Here is an 18047-nt window from a genome sequence, read left to right on the forward strand (position 1 = left end):
TTGGCCGCATGCCCCTGACGATCGCTCGACCTCGACCAGCTGTCGGCTCCCATCACGCACGGCTCGCGGTCCAGCAGCGTGACCAGGCGATGGAGGTCCCGGACGGCCGACGGACGAGACGACGACCGAACGGACGCAGGCGGAGCGGGAGGTGAGCAGACCGGCGGCTGTCTCCATGACAGCCGGATCGGCCGCCGGCGCCCCGGACCGGGAGGACACTCAGCCGGTGAAGCGCGTGCGGCGGGCCAGGTACAGGGCGGTGTCGACACCCATCGTCACCTGCTCGCCGACCGCCTCCTCGAGCGCAGCGAAGAGATCCGCGCGGGTGGCGTCGTCGAGCATCCGATAGGCCGACTGCGTGGACAGGTACGCGACGTAGTCGGCCCCTGAGAGCGTCCGCTCCGACCGGTAGAAACGCGTCGACAGGTCCCCGAACTCAGGCAGCTTCTCCAGGTCGGTGTACCACCACGATCTGGAGAACAAGCCGTCGTCGGCAGGCTCGGTCTTAGGGGTGATGTGCGGGGCATACCGGCGATGCGCGGCAAGCACCTCGGCCGCCTGCTCGGGATCCTTGAGGTGGTCGCGTTCCAGAACAGAGCCAGCACCCCGCCCGGAGCGAGCGCCGCGACCGCCCGCTCCCAACGGATCTCCGGATCGATCCAGTGCCAGACCTGCGCGCTGAGCAGCAGCCCGAACGGCCGCTCCGGCCGATAGTCCTCGAAGGCGGACACGGCGATCGTGGCCCAGGCCGAAGCCCTAAGGCCCACCGCGGTCAACCACTCAAAGACACCTCAGCCGACATCCAGCGTCCCGGCCCGGCCAACCCCCAAAGGACTCCCTCGGTCAACTACCCACAGAAACACCCCCAGCCCACACCCGCAGGGACTCCCCCGGTCACCTCCGAAGGGACGCTCCCGCGGTCCGGGGTGGGCATCGCAGGCCCACCGCATCGGCGGGCAACGGGGTGGGATGAACCACCAGCCGAAGGCGTGCGCCGACAGGCGCCACAGAACAAAACAGCCTTTGCCCACCCGGCGCTAAGCGCCCCCAAAGCGAAGCCCTTTGGACCAAGGGCGGGAATCAGCCAGGCGACCACGGAAAAAGGGCAAGGGGTGGGTGGAGCCAGGCCCACCCACCCCTTACGCGAAAAGGGCTACTTGGAGTTCGCCTTCAGGTAGTCGCTGTTCATCCGCGCGATCGCGTCCAGCGGGATCCCCTTCGGGCAGACGGCGGTGCACTCGCCGGTGTTCGTGCAGCCGCCGAAGCCCTCGGCGTCCATCTGATCCACCATGGCCTTGGCGCGGGACAGGCGCTCGGGCTGGCCCTGCGGAAGCAGGCCGAGGTGGGTGATCTTGGCGGCGACGAAGAGGGAGGCCGAGCCGTTGGGGCAGGCCGCCACGCAGGCGCCGCAGCCGATGCAGGTGGCCGCGTCGAAGGCGGCGTCGGCGTCCTCCTTGCGGACCGGGATGCTGTGGGCGTCGGGCGCCGACCCGGCCGGTACGGAGACGAAGCCGCCCGCCTGGATGATGCGGTCGAACGCGCTGCGGTCCACCACCAGGTCCTTGACGACCGGGAACGGCGCGGCGCGCCACGGCTCGATGGTGATCTCGGCGCCGTCCTCGAAGTGGCGCATGTGGAGCTGGCACGTCGTGGTGGCGCGCTGCTCGCCGTGGGGTACGCCGTTGATGACCATGCCGCACATGCCGCAGATGCCCTCGCGGCAGTCGTGGTCGAAGGCGATCGGGTCGTCGCCTTCGAGGATGAGGCGCTCGTTGAGCACGTCCAGCATCTCCAGGAACGACATGTCCGGGGAGACGTCCTCAACCTTGTACGTCACCATGCGACCCTCGTCCGAAGGGCCCTTCTGACGCCAGACGTGTAGGGTCAGGTTCACTTGTAGCTCCGCTGGGTCATCTTGACGTACTCGTACTCGAGCGGTTCCTTGTGCAGGACCGGCCCGTCGGGGGTGTACTCCCAGGCGGACACGTGCGCGAAGTTCTCGTCGTCGCGCAGCGCCTCGCCGTCGTCGGTCTGGGATTCGGCGCGGAAGTGGCCGCCGCAGGACTCGGTGCGGACGAGGGCGTCCAGGCACATGAGCTCGGCCAGGTCGAAGAAGTCGGCCACCCGGCCGGCCTTCTCCAGCACCTGGTTGAGCTCTTCGGCGGTGCCGGTCACCTTGACGTTGTTCCAGAACTCCTCGCGCAGCTCGGGGATGCGCTCGAGGGCCTTGCGCAGCGACTCCTCGGTGCGCTCCATGCCGCAGTAGTCCCACATGAGCTTGCCGAGCTCGCGGTGGAAGGAGTCGGGCGTCCTGGTGCCGTTCACGGACATGAGCCGGTCGATCTTGCTGCGGACGCGGATCTCGGCCTCGGCCACGGCCTCCTCGTCCACGTCGCCGAACGGGCCGTCGGCGAGGTAGTCGCCGATGGTGGTCGGCAGCACGAAGTAGCCGTCGGCGAGGCCCTGCATGAGGGCGGACGCGCCGAGACGGTTGGCGCCGTGGTCGGAGAAGTTGGCCTCGCCGATGACGAACAGGCCGGGGATGGTGGACTGCAGGTCGTAGTCCACCCACAGGCCGCCCATCGTGTAGTGGACGGCGGGGTAGATGCGCATCGGCACGTCGTACGGGTTCTCGCCGGTGATGCGCTCGTACATCTCGAAGAGGTTGCCGTACTTCTTCTCGACGGCTTCGCGGCCGAGCCGGTTGATGGCGTCGCGGAAGTCGAGGTAGACGCCGAGCCCGCCGGGGCCGACGCCGCGGCCTTCGTCGCAGACGTTCTTGGCGGCGCGGGAGGCGATGTCACGCGGCACCAGGTTGCCGAAGGCGGGGTAGATGCGCTCCAGGTAGTAGTCGCGCTCCTCCTCCGGGATGTCGCCGGGGGCGCGGGTGTCGTTCTTGCGCTTCGGCACCCAGACGCGGCCGTCGTTGCGCAGCGACTCCGACATGAGGGTGAGCTTCGACTGGTACTCGCCCGACACCGGGATGCAGGTCGGGTGGATCTGCGTGAAGCAGGGGTTGGCGAAGTACGCGCCGCGCTCGTGGGCCCGCCAGATGGCGGTGGTGTTGCAGCCCTTGGCGTTCGTCGACAGGTAGAAGACGTTGCCGTAGCCGCCGGTGGCGAGCACGACGGCGTCGGCGAAGTGCCGCTCGATCTCGCCGGTGACCATGTCGCGCACGATGATGCCGCGCGCCCGGCCGTCGGAGACGATCAGGTCGAGCATCTCGTGGCGGGCGTACATGGTGACGGTCCCGGCCGCGATCTGCCGCTCGAGCGCCTGGTACGCGCCCAGCAGGAGCTGCTGGCCCGTCTGGCCGCGGGCGTAGAAGGTGCGGGAGACCTGGGCGCCGCCGAAGGAGCGGGTGTCGAGCAGGCCGCCGTACTCGCGGGCGAACGGCACGCCCTGCGCCACGGCCTGGTCGATGATGTTCACCGAGACCTGGGCGAGGCGGTAGACGTTCGACTCGCGGGAGCGGAAGTCGCCGCCCTTGACGGTGTCGTAGAAGAGCCGGTAAATCGAGTCGCCGTCACCGCGGTAGTTCTTGGCGGCGTTGATGCCGCCCTGGGCGGCGATGGAGTGGGCGCGGCGCGGCGAGTCCTGGTAGCAGAAGGACTTGACGTTGTAGCCCAGCTCGCCGAGGGTGGCGGCGGCGGAGCCGCCCGCCAGGCCGGTGCCGACGACGATCACGTTGAGCTTGCGCTTGTTGGCCGGGTTCACCAGGCGGGCGCTGAACTTGCGCTTCTCCCAGCGCTCCTCGATGGGCCCGGAGGGAGCCTTGGTGTCCCGGATCTCGGGGCCTTCGGTGTACTTCACTTGACTACTCCGAACGTGATCGCGAGGGGCGGGGCCACGAAGCCGAGGACCAGCAGGGCCGAGACGACGCCGGCGGTCGCGCGCAGGACGCGGTAGCGGTTGCGGTTGGCCCAGCCGAGCGTCTGGAAGGCGCTCCAGATGCCGTGACGCAGGTGCAGGCCGACCATGACGACCGCGACGAGGTAGATCAGGGTCACCCACCACCGGGAGGCGTCGAAGCCGGCGATCATCCGGTCGGCGGGCTCGGAGTCGAAGCCCTTGGGGTTGACGACGCCGAAGGTCAGGTCGAGCAGGTGCCAGATCACGAAGAGCACGATCGTCACGCCACCCCAGCGCATGATGTGCGTGGTGTAGCCGCTCGCCTGGGACTTCTTGGTCACGTACTTGACCGGCCTGGCCTTGCCCGCGCGGCGGGAGAGCGAGATCGCGGCCCACATGTGCAGCGCGACCGAGGCGACGAGGACGATCTCGACGATGGTCAGCAGCGTGCGGTAGGGCGCGAGGGGCTCGAGCAGCGTGCGCAGCGCGTGGGCGTACTCGTTGAAGGACTCACGGCCGAAGAAGATCTTCAGGTTGCCGAGCATATGGCCGACGAGAAAGAGCACCATCACGGCGCCCGTGACGGCCATGACGACTTTCTTGCCGTTGGACGAACTGAAGAACCCGCCGGGCCTCTTGCCCGCCGGGGTTTTCTTGGGGGCTGAAACAGGCGCGGTGGCGGAGCCGCGCTCTATCGTGGCAGTCACATCCCAAAAGCTAGGTATCCAGCAATGATCCGTCCAAGTCATCGTGGACCTGGTTTCGATAGCTCAGGGCTATGATGCGGGTAGATGAGGCTTTCTCGGAGTTCCCGTCACGCGCGGATGCGAGGAAAATCACATGCAGTTCCAGCAGCTCGCGTACTTTGTGGCGGTCGCGGAGACCCGGCACTTCACCCAGGCGGCCGAGCGCATGCGGGTCGCGCAGCCCTCGCTGAGCAAGCAGATCAAGGCGCTGGAGGAGGATCTCGGGGCCCGGCTGTTCTCCCGCGCCCGGGGCAACGTCACGCTGACGGCGGCGGGTGAGGCGCTGCTGCCGCTGGCGCGCCGCATCCTGGCCGACGCCGACACCGCCAGGCAGGAGGTGGCCCAGCTCGCCGGGCTGCGCAGGGGCCGGGTACGCCTGGGCGCCACGCCCTCGCTGTGCGCCGGGCTGGTGGCCGACGCGCTCGCCCGCTTCCACCGCTCGTACCCCGGCATCGAGCTGCTGGTCGAGGAGGGCGGCTCACGTGACCTGGTCAAGGCGCTGGCCAGGGGGCAGCTCGACCTGTCGCTGATCATCATGCCGCTGCAGAGCGACGACCCCTCGCTGGTCACCGAGGAGATCCTGCGTGAGAACCTCGTCGTCGTCGCGCCCGTGCACGAGCGGCTCAAGGGCCCCTACCTGCACATCGAAGACCTGCGGAACCGGCAGATGGTGATGTTCAGGCGCGGTTACGACCTGCGCGAGGCGACGCTCGCGGCCTGCCGGCAGGCCGGGTTCGAGCCGCAGCTCGCGGTGCAGGGCGGCGAGATGGACGCGGTGCTGCGCTTCGTCGAGGCCGGGCTGGGCGTGGCGGTGGTGCCGTCGATGGTGCTCGACGGCCGTCCGGGGCTGCGCGGCACGCCGCTCGCGCCGCCGGGGCTGAGCAGGACGATCGCGCTGGCGCACCGCAAGGACGTGGAGCCGACCAGCGCCGCGCAGGCGTTCCGGCAGACGCTGCTGTCGTACGTGGTGGAGGCCGGCCGGGACGGCACGCTTCCGCAGGGGGTCGAGCTCATCGCAGAATGAGCACCAAGGGCACCGCCTGGGCGCCGCACTCCCCGAAGAGGTGTTTTGACGGCCAATCTCTCCGAAACGCTGACGTTGCTCCTCATCGAGGATGACGACGGTGACGCCTTCCTGGTCGAAGAGCTGCTGAAGGAGGCGGCGGCGCCGCCCCGCATCTTCCGCGCGCGCAGCCTGAGCGAGGCGCGGCAGAAGCTGACCCCCGAGATCCAGTGCGTGCTGGTGGACCTGTCGCTGCCCGACGCCAGCAGGCTGGAGGCGCTGGAGGAGGTCATCGCGCTCGCGCCGTTCACCGCCGTGCTGGTGCTGACCGGGCTCAGGGACGTCCACGTGGGCGTCGCGGCCGTGCAGTCCGGCGCGCAGGACTACCTGGTCAAGGGCGACGTGGACGCGAGGCTGCTGGCCAGGTCCATCCGGTACGCGATGGAGCGCAAGCGCGCCGACGTGGCGCAGCTCAAGCTCGTCCAGGCGGAGCTGACCGCCAAGGAGAACGCGCGGCTGGAGGGCGCGCTGCTGCCCGATCCGCTGCTGCGTACGCGGGAGATCGAGCACGTCACCCGCTATCTGCCCGGCAGCGGCGGCACGCTGGCCGGCGACTTCTTCGACACCGTGCAGACCCCCGACGGCTCGGTGCACGTGGTGATCGGCGACGTGTGCGGGCACGGCCCCGACGAGGCCGCGCTCGGCGTGGCGCTGCGCATCGCCTGGCGCACGCTGGTGCTGTCCGGGCAGACCGGCGACACGCTGCTGCGCACGCTGGACGCGCTGCTGCGGGCCGAGCGCCAGGCGCCCGAGATCTTCACCACCCTGTGCATGGCCACGATCTCGCCCGATCTGCGCCAGGCCACCATGCGCGTGGTCGGCCACCCGCCGCCCGTGCTGGTGCGGGAGGGCACGGTCGAGGTGGTGGACGGCACGCCGTCCGGGCCGCCGCTCGGCATCTTCCCCGACGCCGCGTGGTCGGTCATCGACGTGCCGCTGGGCGAGGAGTGGTCGATGATGCTCTACACCGACGGCCTGATCGAGGCGTCGGCGCACGAGCAGGGCCGGATGCTCGGCGTGGAGGGCCTGGTCGGCCTGGTACGCGCGCACGGCATCGCCGACCTCGACGCTTTGATCGGCCAGGTCGGCACCCTCACCGACGACCTGGCCGTGGTCATGCTGAGGAGGAAGAAGACGTGAGCATCCACCCGCTTCCTCCCCCAAGGAGCCGATCGGGCTCGGCCGGGTGCCGGTCGCCCGCTGGTTCCTGCTGTTCGGGGCGCTGGCCGGGCTGACGTTCGCCGCCGGGGTGGCGACGGTGATGACGATGGCCGCGCGCACGGCCGAGCTGAACCCGCGCCGCGAGGTGGCCGACCAGGTAGACCGGCTGATCGTGGCGCTGATCGTGGTGTTCGTGCTGCTGCTGGTCTGCGCCGCGGGCCTCGCGCTGGTCGTCAGGTACGCGGTGCTCAAGCCCATCGATCAGCTCACCGACCAGGTGCGCGCGGTGGCCGCCGGCGACTTCGACCGCGACCTGCACGTGGACCGCCCCGCCGAGCTGGCCGAGCTGTCCAGCCACATCGACTCCATGCGCGGCCGCATCCTGTCGGGCTGGCGGACGGCCCAGGACCAGGCCGAGGAGCTGCGCCGGTCCAACGGCGAGCTCGAGCAGTTCGCGTACGTGGCCAGCCACGACCTCCAAGAACCGCTGCGCAAGGTGGCGAGCTTCACCCAGATGCTGGAGCAGCGTTACGCCGACCGGCTCGACGACCGGGCCAGGCAGTACATCCACTTCGCCGTGGACGGCGCCAAGCGGATGCAGGCGCTCATCAACGACCTGCTGGACTTCTCCCGGGTGGGCAGGGTCACCGGCGGGCGCACGCCGACCGAGTCGGGCGCGGCGCTGGACCGGGCGCTGGACAACCTGTCGGCCGCGATCGAGGAGTCGGGGGCCACGATCACCCGTGACGAGCTGCCCACGGTCCTGGGGAACCAGACGCAGCTCACCCAGCTCTTCCAGAACCTCATCGAGAACGCCGTGAAGTTCCGCTCCGAGGAGCCGCCGCGCGTCCACATCGGGGTCAGGCGCGACGGCGGCATGTGGGAGTTTCGCTGCTCCGACAACGGCATCGGGGTCGAGCCCAAGTACGCCGACCGCATCTTCCTCATCTTCCAGCGGCTGCACGCCCGCGACGTCTACCCCGGCACCGGCATCGGGCTGGCGCTGTGCCGGAAGATCGTCGAGTATCACGGCGGGCGGCTCTGGCTCGACGGCGACGCGACCGGGCCCGGCGGCCACGGCGCCACGTTCCGCTGGACGCTGCCCGCCGCGGGAGACACGTGATGAACGAATGGCGGCCCATCGAGGTGCTCCTGGTGGAGGACGACCCCGGTGACATCCTGCTGACCAAGGAGGCGTTCGACCTCAACAAGGTGCGCAACCGGCTCAGCGTGGTCAACGACGGCGAGCAGGCGATGGCGTTCCTGCGGCGGGAGGGCGCCTACGCGGACGCGCCGCGCCCCGACCTGATCCTGCTCGACCTCAACCTGCCGCGCATGAGCGGGACGGAGGTGCTGCGTGAGGTCAAGGCGGACGCCGTGCTGCGGACGATCCCGGTGGTGGTGCTGACCACCTCAGAGGCGGAGGAGGACATTCTCCGGAGCTACCGCCTCCACGCCAATGCTTATGTCACAAAACCAGTAGATTTCGAGCAGTTTATCCGTGTTGTCCGGCAAATCGATGATTTTTTCGTGACGGTGGTTAAGTTGCCGGCGCAGGGGCAGCGCCTCTGACACGGGTACGTGACGGGAATCACAGCAAGTCATCGAAAAAGTGAGTGACCTCGCTCACAAAAAACGATCCTGTCGTCGTAACGTATCCCCCACCAACGCGCGCCCGAGCGGATCCCGCCGTGTGAGCGCGCCCAGCGAAACGACACCACGGACCCCCTGCGCGAAGGGTCCGCGGGAGGTGGAGAGGTCCGCGATGACCCAGACGACGCCCGAAGCTCCGGTTCGACGGCAGCGTGCGCAAGTCAGAGTACGCACCCTGCGAACAGACAGATGGTGGCTGGCCCCGCTCGTGACGTTCCTCGGGCTCGCCTCCTTCCTCGTCTACGGCGTATGGGCGATCATCGACAACAGCATCTTCTACGATCCGTACATCGCCCCGTTCGCCTCGCCGTGCCTTGCGGCGGCGACGTGCCCGGAAGGTGCCCAGCTGTTCGGATGGGCGCCGATCGGCGACTGGTACACGCTCTCGCCCGGCCTGCTCATCCTGGGCCTGCCCGGCGGGTTCCGTCTCACGTGCTACTACTACCGCAAGTCCTACTACCGCTCGTTCTGGCTGTCGCCGCCCGCCTGCGCGGTGCAGGAGCCGCATGGCAAGTACACCGGTGAGCGGCGCTTCCCGCTCATCCTGCAGAACATCCACCGCTACTTCTTCTACGCGGCCATCGTCATCGGCCTCGTCCTGGCCTACGACGCGGTGCTGGCGCTCGTGCACAAGCCGCTCGGCCTGGGCACCTGGATCCTGATACTCAACGCGGTGCTGATCAACGCCTACACGATCTCCTGCCACTCCTGCCGGCACATCACGGCGGGCCGGCTCAACCACTTCTCCCGCCACCCGCTGCGCTACAAGGCGTGGACGTTCGTCTCCAAGCTCAACGCCAAGCACCAGCAGCTCGCGTGGGCCTCGATGTTCTCGGTCATGGGTGCCGACCTGTACGTCCGCCTGGTGGCCAAGGGCATCATCGCCTTCCCGTACGCGTAAGGACAGCTTTCAAGTGGAAAACACGCACAACATCGAGCGCCACGAGTACGACGTCGTCGTCATCGGCGCAGGAGGCGCCGGCCTGCGGGCCGCGATCGAGGCCCGCCAGCAGGGCAAGCGCACGGCCATCGTCTGCAAGTCGCTGTTCGGCAAGGCGCACACGGTCATGGCCGAGGGCGGCGCCGCCGCCGCGATGGGCAACGTCAACCCCGACGACAACTGGATGGTGCACTTCCGTGACACCATGCGGGGCGGCAAGTTCCTCAACAACTGGCGGATGGCCGAGCTGCACGCCAAGGAGGCTCCCGACCGCGTCTGGGAGCTGGAGGCGTGGGGCGCGCTGTTCGACCGCACCAAGGACGGCAAGATCAGCCAGCGGAACTTCGGCGGTCACGAGTACCCGCGGCTCGCACACGTGGGCGACCGTACCGGCCTGGAGCTCATCCGCACCCTGCAGCAGCGCGTCGTCGCGCTCCAGCAGGAGGACTACGAAAAGCACGGCGACTACGAGGCCTACATCAAGGTCTTCGCCGAGTGCACGATCACGCGGCTGCTGAAGGACGGCGACGCGATCTCCGGCGCGTTCGGCTACTGGCGCGAGAGCGGCAACTTCGTGCTCTTCGACGCGCCCGCCGTCGTCCTCGCCACCGGCGGCATCGGCAAGTCGTACGTCGTGACCTCCAACTCCTGGGAGTACACCGGCGACGGCCACGCGCTGGCCCTGCTCGCCGGCGCGAAGCTCATCAACATGGAGTTCATCCAGTTCCACCCCACCGGGATGGTCTGGCCGCCCTCCGTGCGCGGCATCCTCGTCACCGAGTCCGTCCGCGGCGACGGCGGCGTGCTGCGCAACTCCGAGGGCAAGCGCTTCATGTTCGACTACATCCCCGAGGTCTTCAAGGACAAGTACGCGACCACGGAGGAAGAGGCTGACCGCTGGTACACCGACCAGGCCAACAACCGGCGCCCGCCGGAGCTGCTGCCCCGTGACGAGGTCGCCAGGGCCATCAACGCCGAGGTGAAGGCAGGGCGCGGCTCCCCCCAGGGCGGCGTCTTCCTCGACGTCTCCACCCGGCTGCCCGCCGAGGAGATCAAGCGGCGGCTGCCGTCGATGCACCACCAGTTCAAGGAGCTGGCCGACGTCGACATCACCGCGGAGCCCATGCAGGTGGGCCCGACCTGCCACTACATCATGGGCGGCGTCGAGGTCGACGCCGACACCGGCTCGTCCTGCGTGCCCGGCCTGTTCGCGGCCGGCGAGGTGTCCGGCGGCATGCACGGCTCCAACCGGCTGGGCGGCAACTCGCTGTCCGACCTGCTGGTCTTCGGCCGCCGCGCGGGCGCGGGCGCGGCCGCGTACGTCGACTCGCTGCCCGCCCGGCCCAAGGTCGCCGCCGAGCAGGTCGATGCCGCGAAGGAGGAGGCGCTGGCGCCGCTCGGCCGCAGCGGCGAGAACCCGTACGAGGTGCACCACGAGCTCCAGCGGACGATGAACGACCTGGTCGGCATCATCCGCAAGGCCAACGAGATCACCGAGGCCCTCGGTGTGATCGAGAAGCTGAAGGAGCGCGTCCGCATGGTCGGCGCGGGCGGCTCGCGCATCTACAACCCCGGCTGGCACCTCGCCATCGACCTGCGCAACATGGTGCTGGTGTCGGAGTGCGTGGCACGCGCCGCGCTCATGCGCGAGGAGAGCCGCGGCGGTCACACCCGCGACGACTTCCCCGCGATGGACCCGGAATGGCGCCGCAAGCTGCTCGTCTGCTCCACCGAGGACGGCTCGACGATCAACGTGGAGGTGAAGGTCCAGCCGCCGATGCGCGACGACCTCATCACCCTGTTCGACCGTGACGAGCTGAAGAAGTACCTCACCGACGAAGAGATGGCCGAATTCGACAGGATAGCGAAGACGTCATGAGCTACAAGGCAAAGTTCAAGGTCTGGCGCGGTGAGGGCGGCGAGGGCAGGCTCGAGGACTTCACGGTCGAAGTGAACGAGGGCGAGGTCGTCCTCGACATCCTGCACCGCCTCCAGGCGACCCAGGCACCCGACCTCGCCGTACGGTGGAACTGCAAGGCCGGCAAGTGCGGCTCGTGCAGCATGGAGATCAACGGCAAGCCGCGGCTCGGCTGCATGACCCGGATGTCCACCTTCTCAGAGGACGAGACCATCACGGTCACGCCGATGCGGACGTTCCCCGTCATCAAGGACCTCGTCACCGACGTGTCCTACAACTACCAGAAGGCCCGGGAGATCCCGTCCTTCACACCGCCCGCCGACGTCCGGCCGGGCGAATACCGGATGAAGCAGGTGGACGTCGAGCGCTCGCAGGAGTTCCGCAAGTGCATCGAGTGCTTCATGTGCAACAACGTCTGCCACGTCATCCGTGACCACGAGGAGAACAAGACCAACTTCTCCGGTCCCCGCTTCCTCATGCGGATCGCCGAGCTGGACATGCACCCGTACGACGTGGCCGACCGCAAGGAGTCCGCGCAGCAGGACCACGGGCTCGGCTACTGCAACATCACCAAGTGCTGCACCGAGGTCTGCCCCGAGCACATCAAGATCACCGACAACGCGCTGATCCCGATGAAGGAGCGCGTGGTGGACCGCAAGTACGACCCGCTGGTGTGGCTGGGCAACAAGATCTTCAAGCGCGGCGCGAGCTCCGGCACCACCAAGCCGTAGCCGCAGGGCCGCCGCGATCCCGGCGGGCCGCCCACGTGGCTCGCCCGCCGGGGCCCGCGCATGGGCCGCCGCGTACCAGACGAAGGGTCTCGTACAAGGCGAAGGGCCGGAACCCCGACTGGGGCTTCCGGCCCTTCGCTTTCGCTGCTTGCCGTGGAAGAGGCGGCGGGACGCTACTTCTTCTTCCTGCCGAAGAGGCGGCGCTTGGCGCCGGCCTCTGGCATCACCTGGGTCGCGTCCTGCTGCTGCGCCTCCTGCTGCTGCTCTTCCGCCTGAGCCTGCGGCGGCTCCGGCTGGGGCTGCTGCGCAACGGGCTGCACGGTCGTCGCCTCACCGTCGGCCGGCAGGTAGGGAGGCGGCTCGTACTCCTTGGCCGGTTCGAACAGCCCGCGCTGGTGCTGCTGCCACGGCTCGGAGTCACCCGGCTCCGCAGCCGAGGCCGGCCCGAGCGGCTGGTCCTTGTCAGGATCGAACGGGCCGGCCCCGCCCGGCGGAATGTCCGAGGCCGGCGGCTCCGGCGGGATCGCCGGCTCGAACAGGTCGCGCTCACGGGACTTCGGCGGCTCGCTGTAGGAGTCGAACTGGTCCGTGCCGAGCACCACCGGCTGCTCGGCGGGCGGCGCCGGCTCCTGCGCGTAGCCGTGCGGGTAGGGCTGGTTGGGGTCCTGGTAGCCGGGCGGCGGAGCGGTCGGGAACGTCTGCACCGGCACGAAGCTGATGATGGGCGCGTACGCCGTGCCGCCCGGGTAGCCGGGGGCGGCGATGTGCGCCGTCGCGTAGCCGGGGCCCGCCGGGTAGCCGCCGGGCGGCATGGGCTGCGCGTCCGGGGGCAGCTGCGGGCCCGCCTTCCGCACGGCCGCCGCGTGGGCCATCCTGCGCAGCCGTCCCTCGAAAATGAGCACACCGAACAGCGCCAGCAGCACCAGCACCAGCGCCGGGATGCTGAGCTTCTGCGTCAGCGTGCGCTGGTCGTACTCGGGGGCGGCCTGCCGCAGCTCGAGCGGTACCTCCTCGGTGGAGGCGGCCTGCGACTGGCTGGGCGGCGGCGCGGTGGTGACCGGGTCGGTCGGCGCGACCGTCGGCATCTCGACCGCCGCGTCAGGCGTGGGCGTGCTGGACGTCGGGGTCACCGGGGGGACCTCGATGTCCGGCTGCGTGGGCAGCGGCTGCTGCGGCGGCGCCTGGGTGGTGGCCGGGGTGCTCGGCTTGGTCGGGGTGGGCGTGCTCGTGGTCTTGGTCGGCTTCGCCGTGACCGTCTTGGTCGTCGTGGGCTCGGGGCTCGCGGTGACGGTCTTGGTGACCGTCGTCGCCGGGGCCTCCTGCTCCTCCTCGGGCGGTGGCGGCTCACCGATGGTGGTGGTGACCGTGACGGTGACGTCGTCGGGCGGGTCGAGATCGCACACCTGACCCACGTCACACGGCTCGACCGGGTCGGCTGCGACTACGGAGGCGCTCGCGCTCTGCATGATGAACGGCGCGGCACCGGCACCCGACAGCCCGAGCGCAAGGACGATAGCGGACACGGCTGTCGCTCGTGTGCGTGCCACCGGTGCCCTCCGCGTACTCCCGAAACATTGGTCAAGGGAATACTAGTCGGGTCAAAGTAACAGTAAAGACGAAATTAGAGCACCTTTCTCCGGTTACTTCGTTTTTGTACCGTGACAACGAGCCACAAGCCGCACATCAGAACGCCGATGGCCGCCACGACCAGGGGAAACGCCTTCGGGCCATCAATGGGGCTCACCCACGCGATTGGCTTGGCCGGCTTCGCCCGTACGCCCATTTCCCACGGCAACGGAGCTTCACCTCCCGGCAACGCCCCGGCACCTCCGGCGTCACCCGCCGTACTCCCAGGCGGCGCGACACTGGGCGCGACGGCCTGCTGACCACCCGCCCCACCAGGCGCAGCAGCCCCGCCACCCCCAGCGGCACCAGGCACGCCGGGCCATCCGCCTACGCCCGGCACGGAACCCGTGACGTCGCCGGACGCGCTCCCCGTGCCGGCCGCCCCTCCGGGCGCGGCGTCCGGCAACACCAGCCCCGGCGCTCCGCCCGTCACGTCTCCGGTCGTCCCTGGGCTCACGCTTCCGGTGGTACCCGCGCCCACGTCCTTCTGCGCGCTCGCGTCTTCCGCCGCTCGGGCCGCTGCGCCCCCGTTCGCGCCGCTCGCCGCATCCGCGCCCGCGTCCCCCGCCGCACGGACCGCAGCCCTGTCCGCGCCGCTCGTGGGATTCGCGCTCGCGTCCCCCGCCGCACGGGCCGCAGCCCTGTGCGCACCGCTCGCCGCTTTCGTGCCCGCGTCACCGGTCGTGGTCGCGGGCCCGGTGGCCGGCGAGGCCGCCGCGTCGGCGCGTGCGCGCTTTCCGGCGTTCGCCGTTCCGCCGCCGCGCGTGGTTGGTCTCGCGTTCGCCGCACCGGCGCGCGTCCGCCTGCCTGGGGACGCGCCCGTGCTCGTGCGCGTCCGCCTTCCGGGCTTCGCGCCCGAGACGTCGCGATCCGCGTCGCGCGGAGTCGCCGCGACGTGCGCCCGTCCGGTACGTGCCACGTCGGTGTGAGCCTCGCCCGTCTGAGTCGCGCCGGCCTGCGCCTCGCCCTGTTGCGCCGCCCTCGCGGACGTTCCGCCTGCCCTCGCAGGCATTCCGTCTGCCCTGGCGGGTGTTCCGCCTGGCCCGGCGGGTGTTCCGCCTGCCCTGGCGGGTGTTCCACCTGGCCCGGCGGGCGTTCCGTCTGCTCTCGCGGGCGTTCCGCCCGCCTGTGTCGCGTCCGCCTGGCTCCCGGCCGCGCGTGTCAGGTCCCTGTGCGGGGTGGCGGGCTGGGCCGGGTGCGAGCCCTGGGCGGCTCGTGCGGCGGTGGCGGGCAGGCGCTGGGCGGGGCCGCTGAAGGTGGCGGCGTCACCGGTGATCGGCCCCCGCACCCGTACGGCGGCCGTCTTGCTCATGGTCGTCAGCTTCCCGCCGTCCCGCACCCTGGCCACCGCCGCGACCACCACGCGCTTGGACCCCTCCGGCGCCCGCACGGTCACGTCGACCGCCTTCGTCCCGGAGACCTTGCCCAGCGCGCACACGCGAGCGCCCGGCACGACCGCGCCCTCGGCCACCGTCGCACCCGCAGTCGGACCGGTGGGCACGGTCCCGCTCGCCCCCGCCCCGGCCGCCGTCCCGTGCAGGCTCGCGCCGGAGGACGCCTGCTCGCCCAGCGTCGTGCCCGAGGAAGCCGTACCGCTCGGCAGGGCCTGCTGAGCGGACGGGGCGAGTGCCGCGCTCAGAGGCACGGGACCGGTCGGCTCGGCCGCCCCGGCGGCGATCAGCGCCCGCGCCGCCAGCCTCCCCGCCGCCTTGGGACCGACCGCCTCGGAGCCCGCCACCCCGGAGGCCGCCGGCCCGCCACCCGCCACCGCAAAATCAGACGCCGCAAAATCAGACGCCGCAAAACCAGACGCCGCAGCACCAGGTGCCACGGAACCAGACGCCCCGGCAGCCCCGGAGTCCGCAGCCCTGGAACCCGTCGTCTGAGAGCCCGACCCATGCCCGCCACCGGTCACAGCTCGGGCATCGGCGGCACACGAAACCTCGGTCAGCGCCTCCACCGGGTTGGCCGCGACCGCCACCTTGGCGCCCTTGCCCATCCCGTTCAGCCGCACCCGGAAGCGCTGGACGTCCCCGGTCCTGACCCACTTGCCGACGTCCTCGCCTCCGCTGACCCGCTCGAGCACCAGCGACACCCCGGCCGCCGCCACGGGCACGGACGGCACCGCCACCAGGGTCAGCACGCCGGCGACGATCCACCCACGCCGCATCGCTCCCACTCCCCCACCGCGACGACAAATGACAAGTAGTTATCATTGTGTCACAGAGGGTGATGTCCTAATCCTGCGGGAGTAGGTTCTCCACCGCCCGCATGATGGGCAGATCAGCCGAAAGCCACGCGACGTCGTAGTACTCGCCCGGCCCGAGCCACCGCAGCGCCAGGTGCTCCTTGGCGACGGGCTCGCCGGCGGCCAGCGAGCAGAGCCAGACGCGCATGACGTACCCCTCGGCGAGCGGCCAGTCGGCGCCCACCCGGCGGCCGACCGTGACCTCGACCCCGAGCTCCTCGCGGCACTCGCGGATGAGCGCCGCCTCGTCGCTCTCGCCGGGGTCCACCTTGCCGCCGGGGAACTCCCAGCCGCCCGCCAGCGCGGCGGGTTCGGCGCGCTGCGCGGCCAGCACCCGCCCGCCCGGAGCCACGATGACGGCGGCGACGACTGTTCTCATAGCGCTGGATTCTGCAGCTTCTTCAGCTGCTCCTGCACATCGGGGTTCTGCAGGGGACGGGTGAAGCCGACGCGGTCCTGCCTGGCCATGTAGCTGGTGACCTTGATGGGCCCGCACAGCCGGCAGCGCGCCTCCAGCATCTTGCCCTTGGAGACGACGAGGCCGACATGGCCGGGGTTGTCCGGCGAGGTGCCCGGCCCGGAGTTGAAGAACACCAGGTCGCCGGGCTGCTCGTCGCCCTCCTTGATGCGTACGCCGAACGGCCACTGACCGAACGTCGTACGCGGGATCGACAGCCCCGCCTCCCGGTAGGCCGCGTAGATGACGCCGGAGCAGTCGAACGCGTCGGGACCGGTGCCGCCCCACAGGTACGGCTTGCCGCGCTGCGCCAGCGCGTACTGGAGGATCTTGGCCACCACGTCGCTCGGCGCCGCCTCGACGAGGGGGTCGTCGCAGTCGTCGGTCGCCTGCGGCGGCACCTTCACCTCACCCGACTTGGCGTACTTCCTGGCGATCTCCTCGACCTGGTCGACGTACCACCAGGCGCGGTTGTAGACGAACAGCGCCCGCCGCACGTTCTCCGGCGCGCCGTTGCGCTTGAGCATCTTGGCGGCGCCGAGGATGGCGTCGGCCGGGTTGTAGACGTCGCCGATGCCGTCGCCGTCGCCGTCGGAGGCGTAGCCGTTGAACTTCGACGACATCGAGATCCTGGCCTTGCCGCCCCACGTGGAGATGAGGAACTGCATCGGCCCCGCCGCGCCCGCGTGGTTGGTGCCGCTCTTGACGCCGGGCAGGTTGGAGCGGCCGTGGTCGGTCTCGCGCTTGCCCACCGCGGCCAGCACGTTCCACTGGACGCCGATCTTCTTGCCGTACTCCTTGTACAGCTCCAAGTACTCGGGCGGGATGTCGGAGGTGGCCGAGTCGGACGCCTCCTCCACCTGCACCTGGTCCTCGCAGTCGACGGTGGTGCCGCCGTTGCTGAGGAACGACGGCATCGACATGAGCAGCAGCGGCGAGACGACGACCGCGGCCAGGAGCAGTAACCCGGCCAGGCCGAGGAGCAGTGCGATGCGGCCTCGTGTGAGCTTCACCCCGAGGTGTCTCCCTCCTGGCCCTCGGTGGACGGAAGGATGTCGTAGATCCGCCAGTCGCTGCCGGACTGGCTGACCGTGACGGCGTATTCCTCGTTCGCCTGCTTCTCGCCGCTCTTGGCGGAGATCTGCCTGGTGGCGGTGACGACGAACACGATGGAGTTCTTCTCGACCTGCCTGATCTCCTTGAGCTGGGCGGTGGCGGTGGAGACGATCTCGTCGTCGTGGTTCTGCTCGACGGTGCCCGCCGACGTGAGGGTCCTGGCCAGCGTGTTGCCGAGCTCGGGCGTGGTGTACGCCTTGAGCCTGGCCGCGTACGCCGCCGGGTCCTCGTCGTAGCGGAAGGTGCCGTACTCGGCGGTGAACCGCTCGGCGAGATCCGCCGCCGCCGCGAGCTGCTCCTTGGTCATCGGCAGGTACGCGTACACGTCGAACGGCGCGGAGCTCGCGGTCGCCAGCGGCGTGCTGGTCGCCACGACGGTGCTGGTGGCGCTGGGGGCCGCCGGCTCCGCCGCCTCCTGGTCGGGCGAGTCGGGCCACATGGTCAGGTAGATGCCGACCGCCGCGATGACCACGACGACGGCGGCGAAGGCCACCCCCCGCCTGTCACCTGGCTGCGCCATATCTCAGTTCTCCGGG

At 70.0% G+C, this 18047-nt stretch carries 16 protein-coding genes; 8 read left to right on the forward strand and 8 right to left on the reverse strand.

Features of this window, described 5'->3' with window-relative positions:
- Nucleotides 1-219 precede the first annotated feature (219 nt).
- The 4 genes from ACFMQL_RS08865 to ACFMQL_RS08880 form a co-directional block, all read right to left on the reverse strand.
- Nucleotides 220-642, reverse strand: coding sequence for a hypothetical protein (locus ACFMQL_RS08865; RefSeq protein ID WP_364068926.1), 423 nt, complete (start codon nucleotides 640-642; stop codon nucleotides 220-222).
- A gap of 511 nt (nucleotides 643-1153) precedes the next feature.
- Entirely contained in the window at nucleotides 1154-1894 is a 741-nt protein-coding gene (locus ACFMQL_RS08870) for a succinate dehydrogenase/fumarate reductase iron-sulfur subunit (RefSeq protein ID WP_364068924.1), read from the reverse strand.
- Nucleotides 1891-3813 (reverse strand): fumarate reductase/succinate dehydrogenase flavoprotein subunit, encoded by a 1923-nt coding sequence (locus ACFMQL_RS08875; RefSeq protein WP_364068922.1) that lies wholly within the window; start codon nucleotides 3811-3813, stop codon nucleotides 1891-1893. Before ACFMQL_RS08875 ends, ACFMQL_RS08870 begins: the two co-directional genes overlap by 4 nt.
- Nucleotides 3810-4559: a succinate dehydrogenase cytochrome b subunit gene (locus ACFMQL_RS08880; protein ID WP_364068920.1), complete on the reverse strand. Its 750-nt coding sequence runs from the start codon at nucleotides 4557-4559 to the stop codon at nucleotides 3810-3812. The genes ACFMQL_RS08875 and ACFMQL_RS08880 overlap by 4 nt, the downstream gene beginning before the upstream one ends.
- A 133-nt stretch (nucleotides 4560-4692) precedes the next feature.
- Here ACFMQL_RS08880 and ACFMQL_RS08885 point away from each other — a divergent pair, with 133 nt between their 5' ends.
- The 7 genes from ACFMQL_RS08885 (at nucleotide 4693) to ACFMQL_RS08915 (ending at nucleotide 12064) form a co-directional block, all read left to right on the forward strand.
- The gene (locus tag ACFMQL_RS08885; RefSeq protein WP_364068918.1) at nucleotides 4693-5622 is read left to right on the forward strand and encodes a LysR substrate-binding domain-containing protein; all 930 of its coding nucleotides are present in this window, start codon (nucleotides 4693-4695) and stop codon (nucleotides 5620-5622) included.
- A 45-nt stretch (nucleotides 5623-5667) separates the two neighbouring features.
- Nucleotides 5668-6801, forward strand: coding sequence for a fused response regulator/phosphatase (locus ACFMQL_RS08890; protein WP_364068916.1), 1134 nt, complete (start codon nucleotides 5668-5670; stop codon nucleotides 6799-6801).
- A gap of 46 nt (nucleotides 6802-6847) precedes the next feature.
- Nucleotides 6848-7945 (forward strand): ATP-binding protein, encoded by a 1098-nt coding sequence (locus ACFMQL_RS08895; RefSeq protein ID WP_378785205.1) that lies wholly within the window; start codon nucleotides 6848-6850, stop codon nucleotides 7943-7945.
- Entirely contained in the window at nucleotides 7945-8394 is a 450-nt protein-coding gene (locus tag ACFMQL_RS08900; RefSeq protein WP_364068912.1) for a response regulator, read from the forward strand. The genes ACFMQL_RS08895 and ACFMQL_RS08900 overlap by 1 nt, the downstream gene beginning before the upstream one ends.
- A gap of 193 nt (nucleotides 8395-8587) precedes the next feature.
- Nucleotides 8588-9376, forward strand: a complete 789-nt coding sequence (locus ACFMQL_RS08905; RefSeq protein ID WP_364068910.1) for a hypothetical protein — start codon at nucleotides 8588-8590, stop codon at nucleotides 9374-9376.
- A 13-nt stretch (nucleotides 9377-9389) separates the two neighbouring features.
- A complete protein-coding gene (locus ACFMQL_RS08910) occupies nucleotides 9390-11294 on the forward strand; it encodes a fumarate reductase/succinate dehydrogenase flavoprotein subunit (protein ID WP_364068908.1) in 1905 nt (634 codons plus the stop codon).
- A complete protein-coding gene (locus ACFMQL_RS08915) occupies nucleotides 11291-12064 on the forward strand; it encodes a succinate dehydrogenase/fumarate reductase iron-sulfur subunit (protein WP_364068906.1) in 774 nt (257 codons plus the stop codon). Before ACFMQL_RS08910 ends, ACFMQL_RS08915 begins: the two co-directional genes overlap by 4 nt.
- 173 nt (nucleotides 12065-12237) lie before the next feature.
- Here ACFMQL_RS08915 and ACFMQL_RS08920 read toward each other — a convergent pair whose 3' ends face one another.
- A complete protein-coding gene (locus tag ACFMQL_RS08920; RefSeq protein ID WP_378785207.1) occupies nucleotides 12238-13587 on the reverse strand; it encodes a hypothetical protein in 1350 nt (449 codons plus the stop codon).
- 1281 nt (nucleotides 13588-14868) lie between these two features.
- Here ACFMQL_RS08920 and ACFMQL_RS08925 point away from each other — a divergent pair.
- Nucleotides 14869-15303, forward strand: coding sequence for a hypothetical protein (locus ACFMQL_RS08925; protein WP_378785209.1), 435 nt, complete (start codon nucleotides 14869-14871; stop codon nucleotides 15301-15303).
- Nucleotides 15304-15927: 624 nt separating this feature from the next.
- Here ACFMQL_RS08925 and ACFMQL_RS08930 read toward each other — a convergent pair.
- The 3 genes from ACFMQL_RS08930 to ACFMQL_RS08940 are packed head-to-tail and all read right to left on the reverse strand — an operon-like array spanning nucleotide 15928 to nucleotide 18031.
- On the reverse strand, nucleotides 15928-16317 hold the full coding sequence (locus ACFMQL_RS08930) for a (deoxy)nucleoside triphosphate pyrophosphohydrolase (protein ID WP_364068900.1): 390 nt from the start codon (nucleotides 16315-16317) through the stop codon (nucleotides 15928-15930).
- Complete coding sequence (locus ACFMQL_RS08935) at nucleotides 16314-17408, reverse strand: bifunctional lytic transglycosylase/C40 family peptidase (protein WP_364068898.1); 1095 nt, start codon at nucleotides 17406-17408, stop codon at nucleotides 16314-16316. Before ACFMQL_RS08935 ends, ACFMQL_RS08930 begins: the two co-directional genes overlap by 4 nt.
- Nucleotides 17405-18031 (reverse strand): hypothetical protein, encoded by a 627-nt coding sequence (locus ACFMQL_RS08940; RefSeq protein WP_364068896.1) that lies wholly within the window; start codon nucleotides 18029-18031, stop codon nucleotides 17405-17407. Before ACFMQL_RS08940 ends, ACFMQL_RS08935 begins: the two co-directional genes overlap by 4 nt.
- Between the last annotated feature and the right edge of the window lie 16 nt (nucleotides 18032-18047).

Origin of the sequence: Nonomuraea fastidiosa, assembly GCF_042751225.1 — a bacterium.
GTDB classification, from domain to species: domain Bacteria; phylum Actinomycetota; class Actinomycetes; order Streptosporangiales; family Streptosporangiaceae; genus Nonomuraea; species Nonomuraea fastidiosa.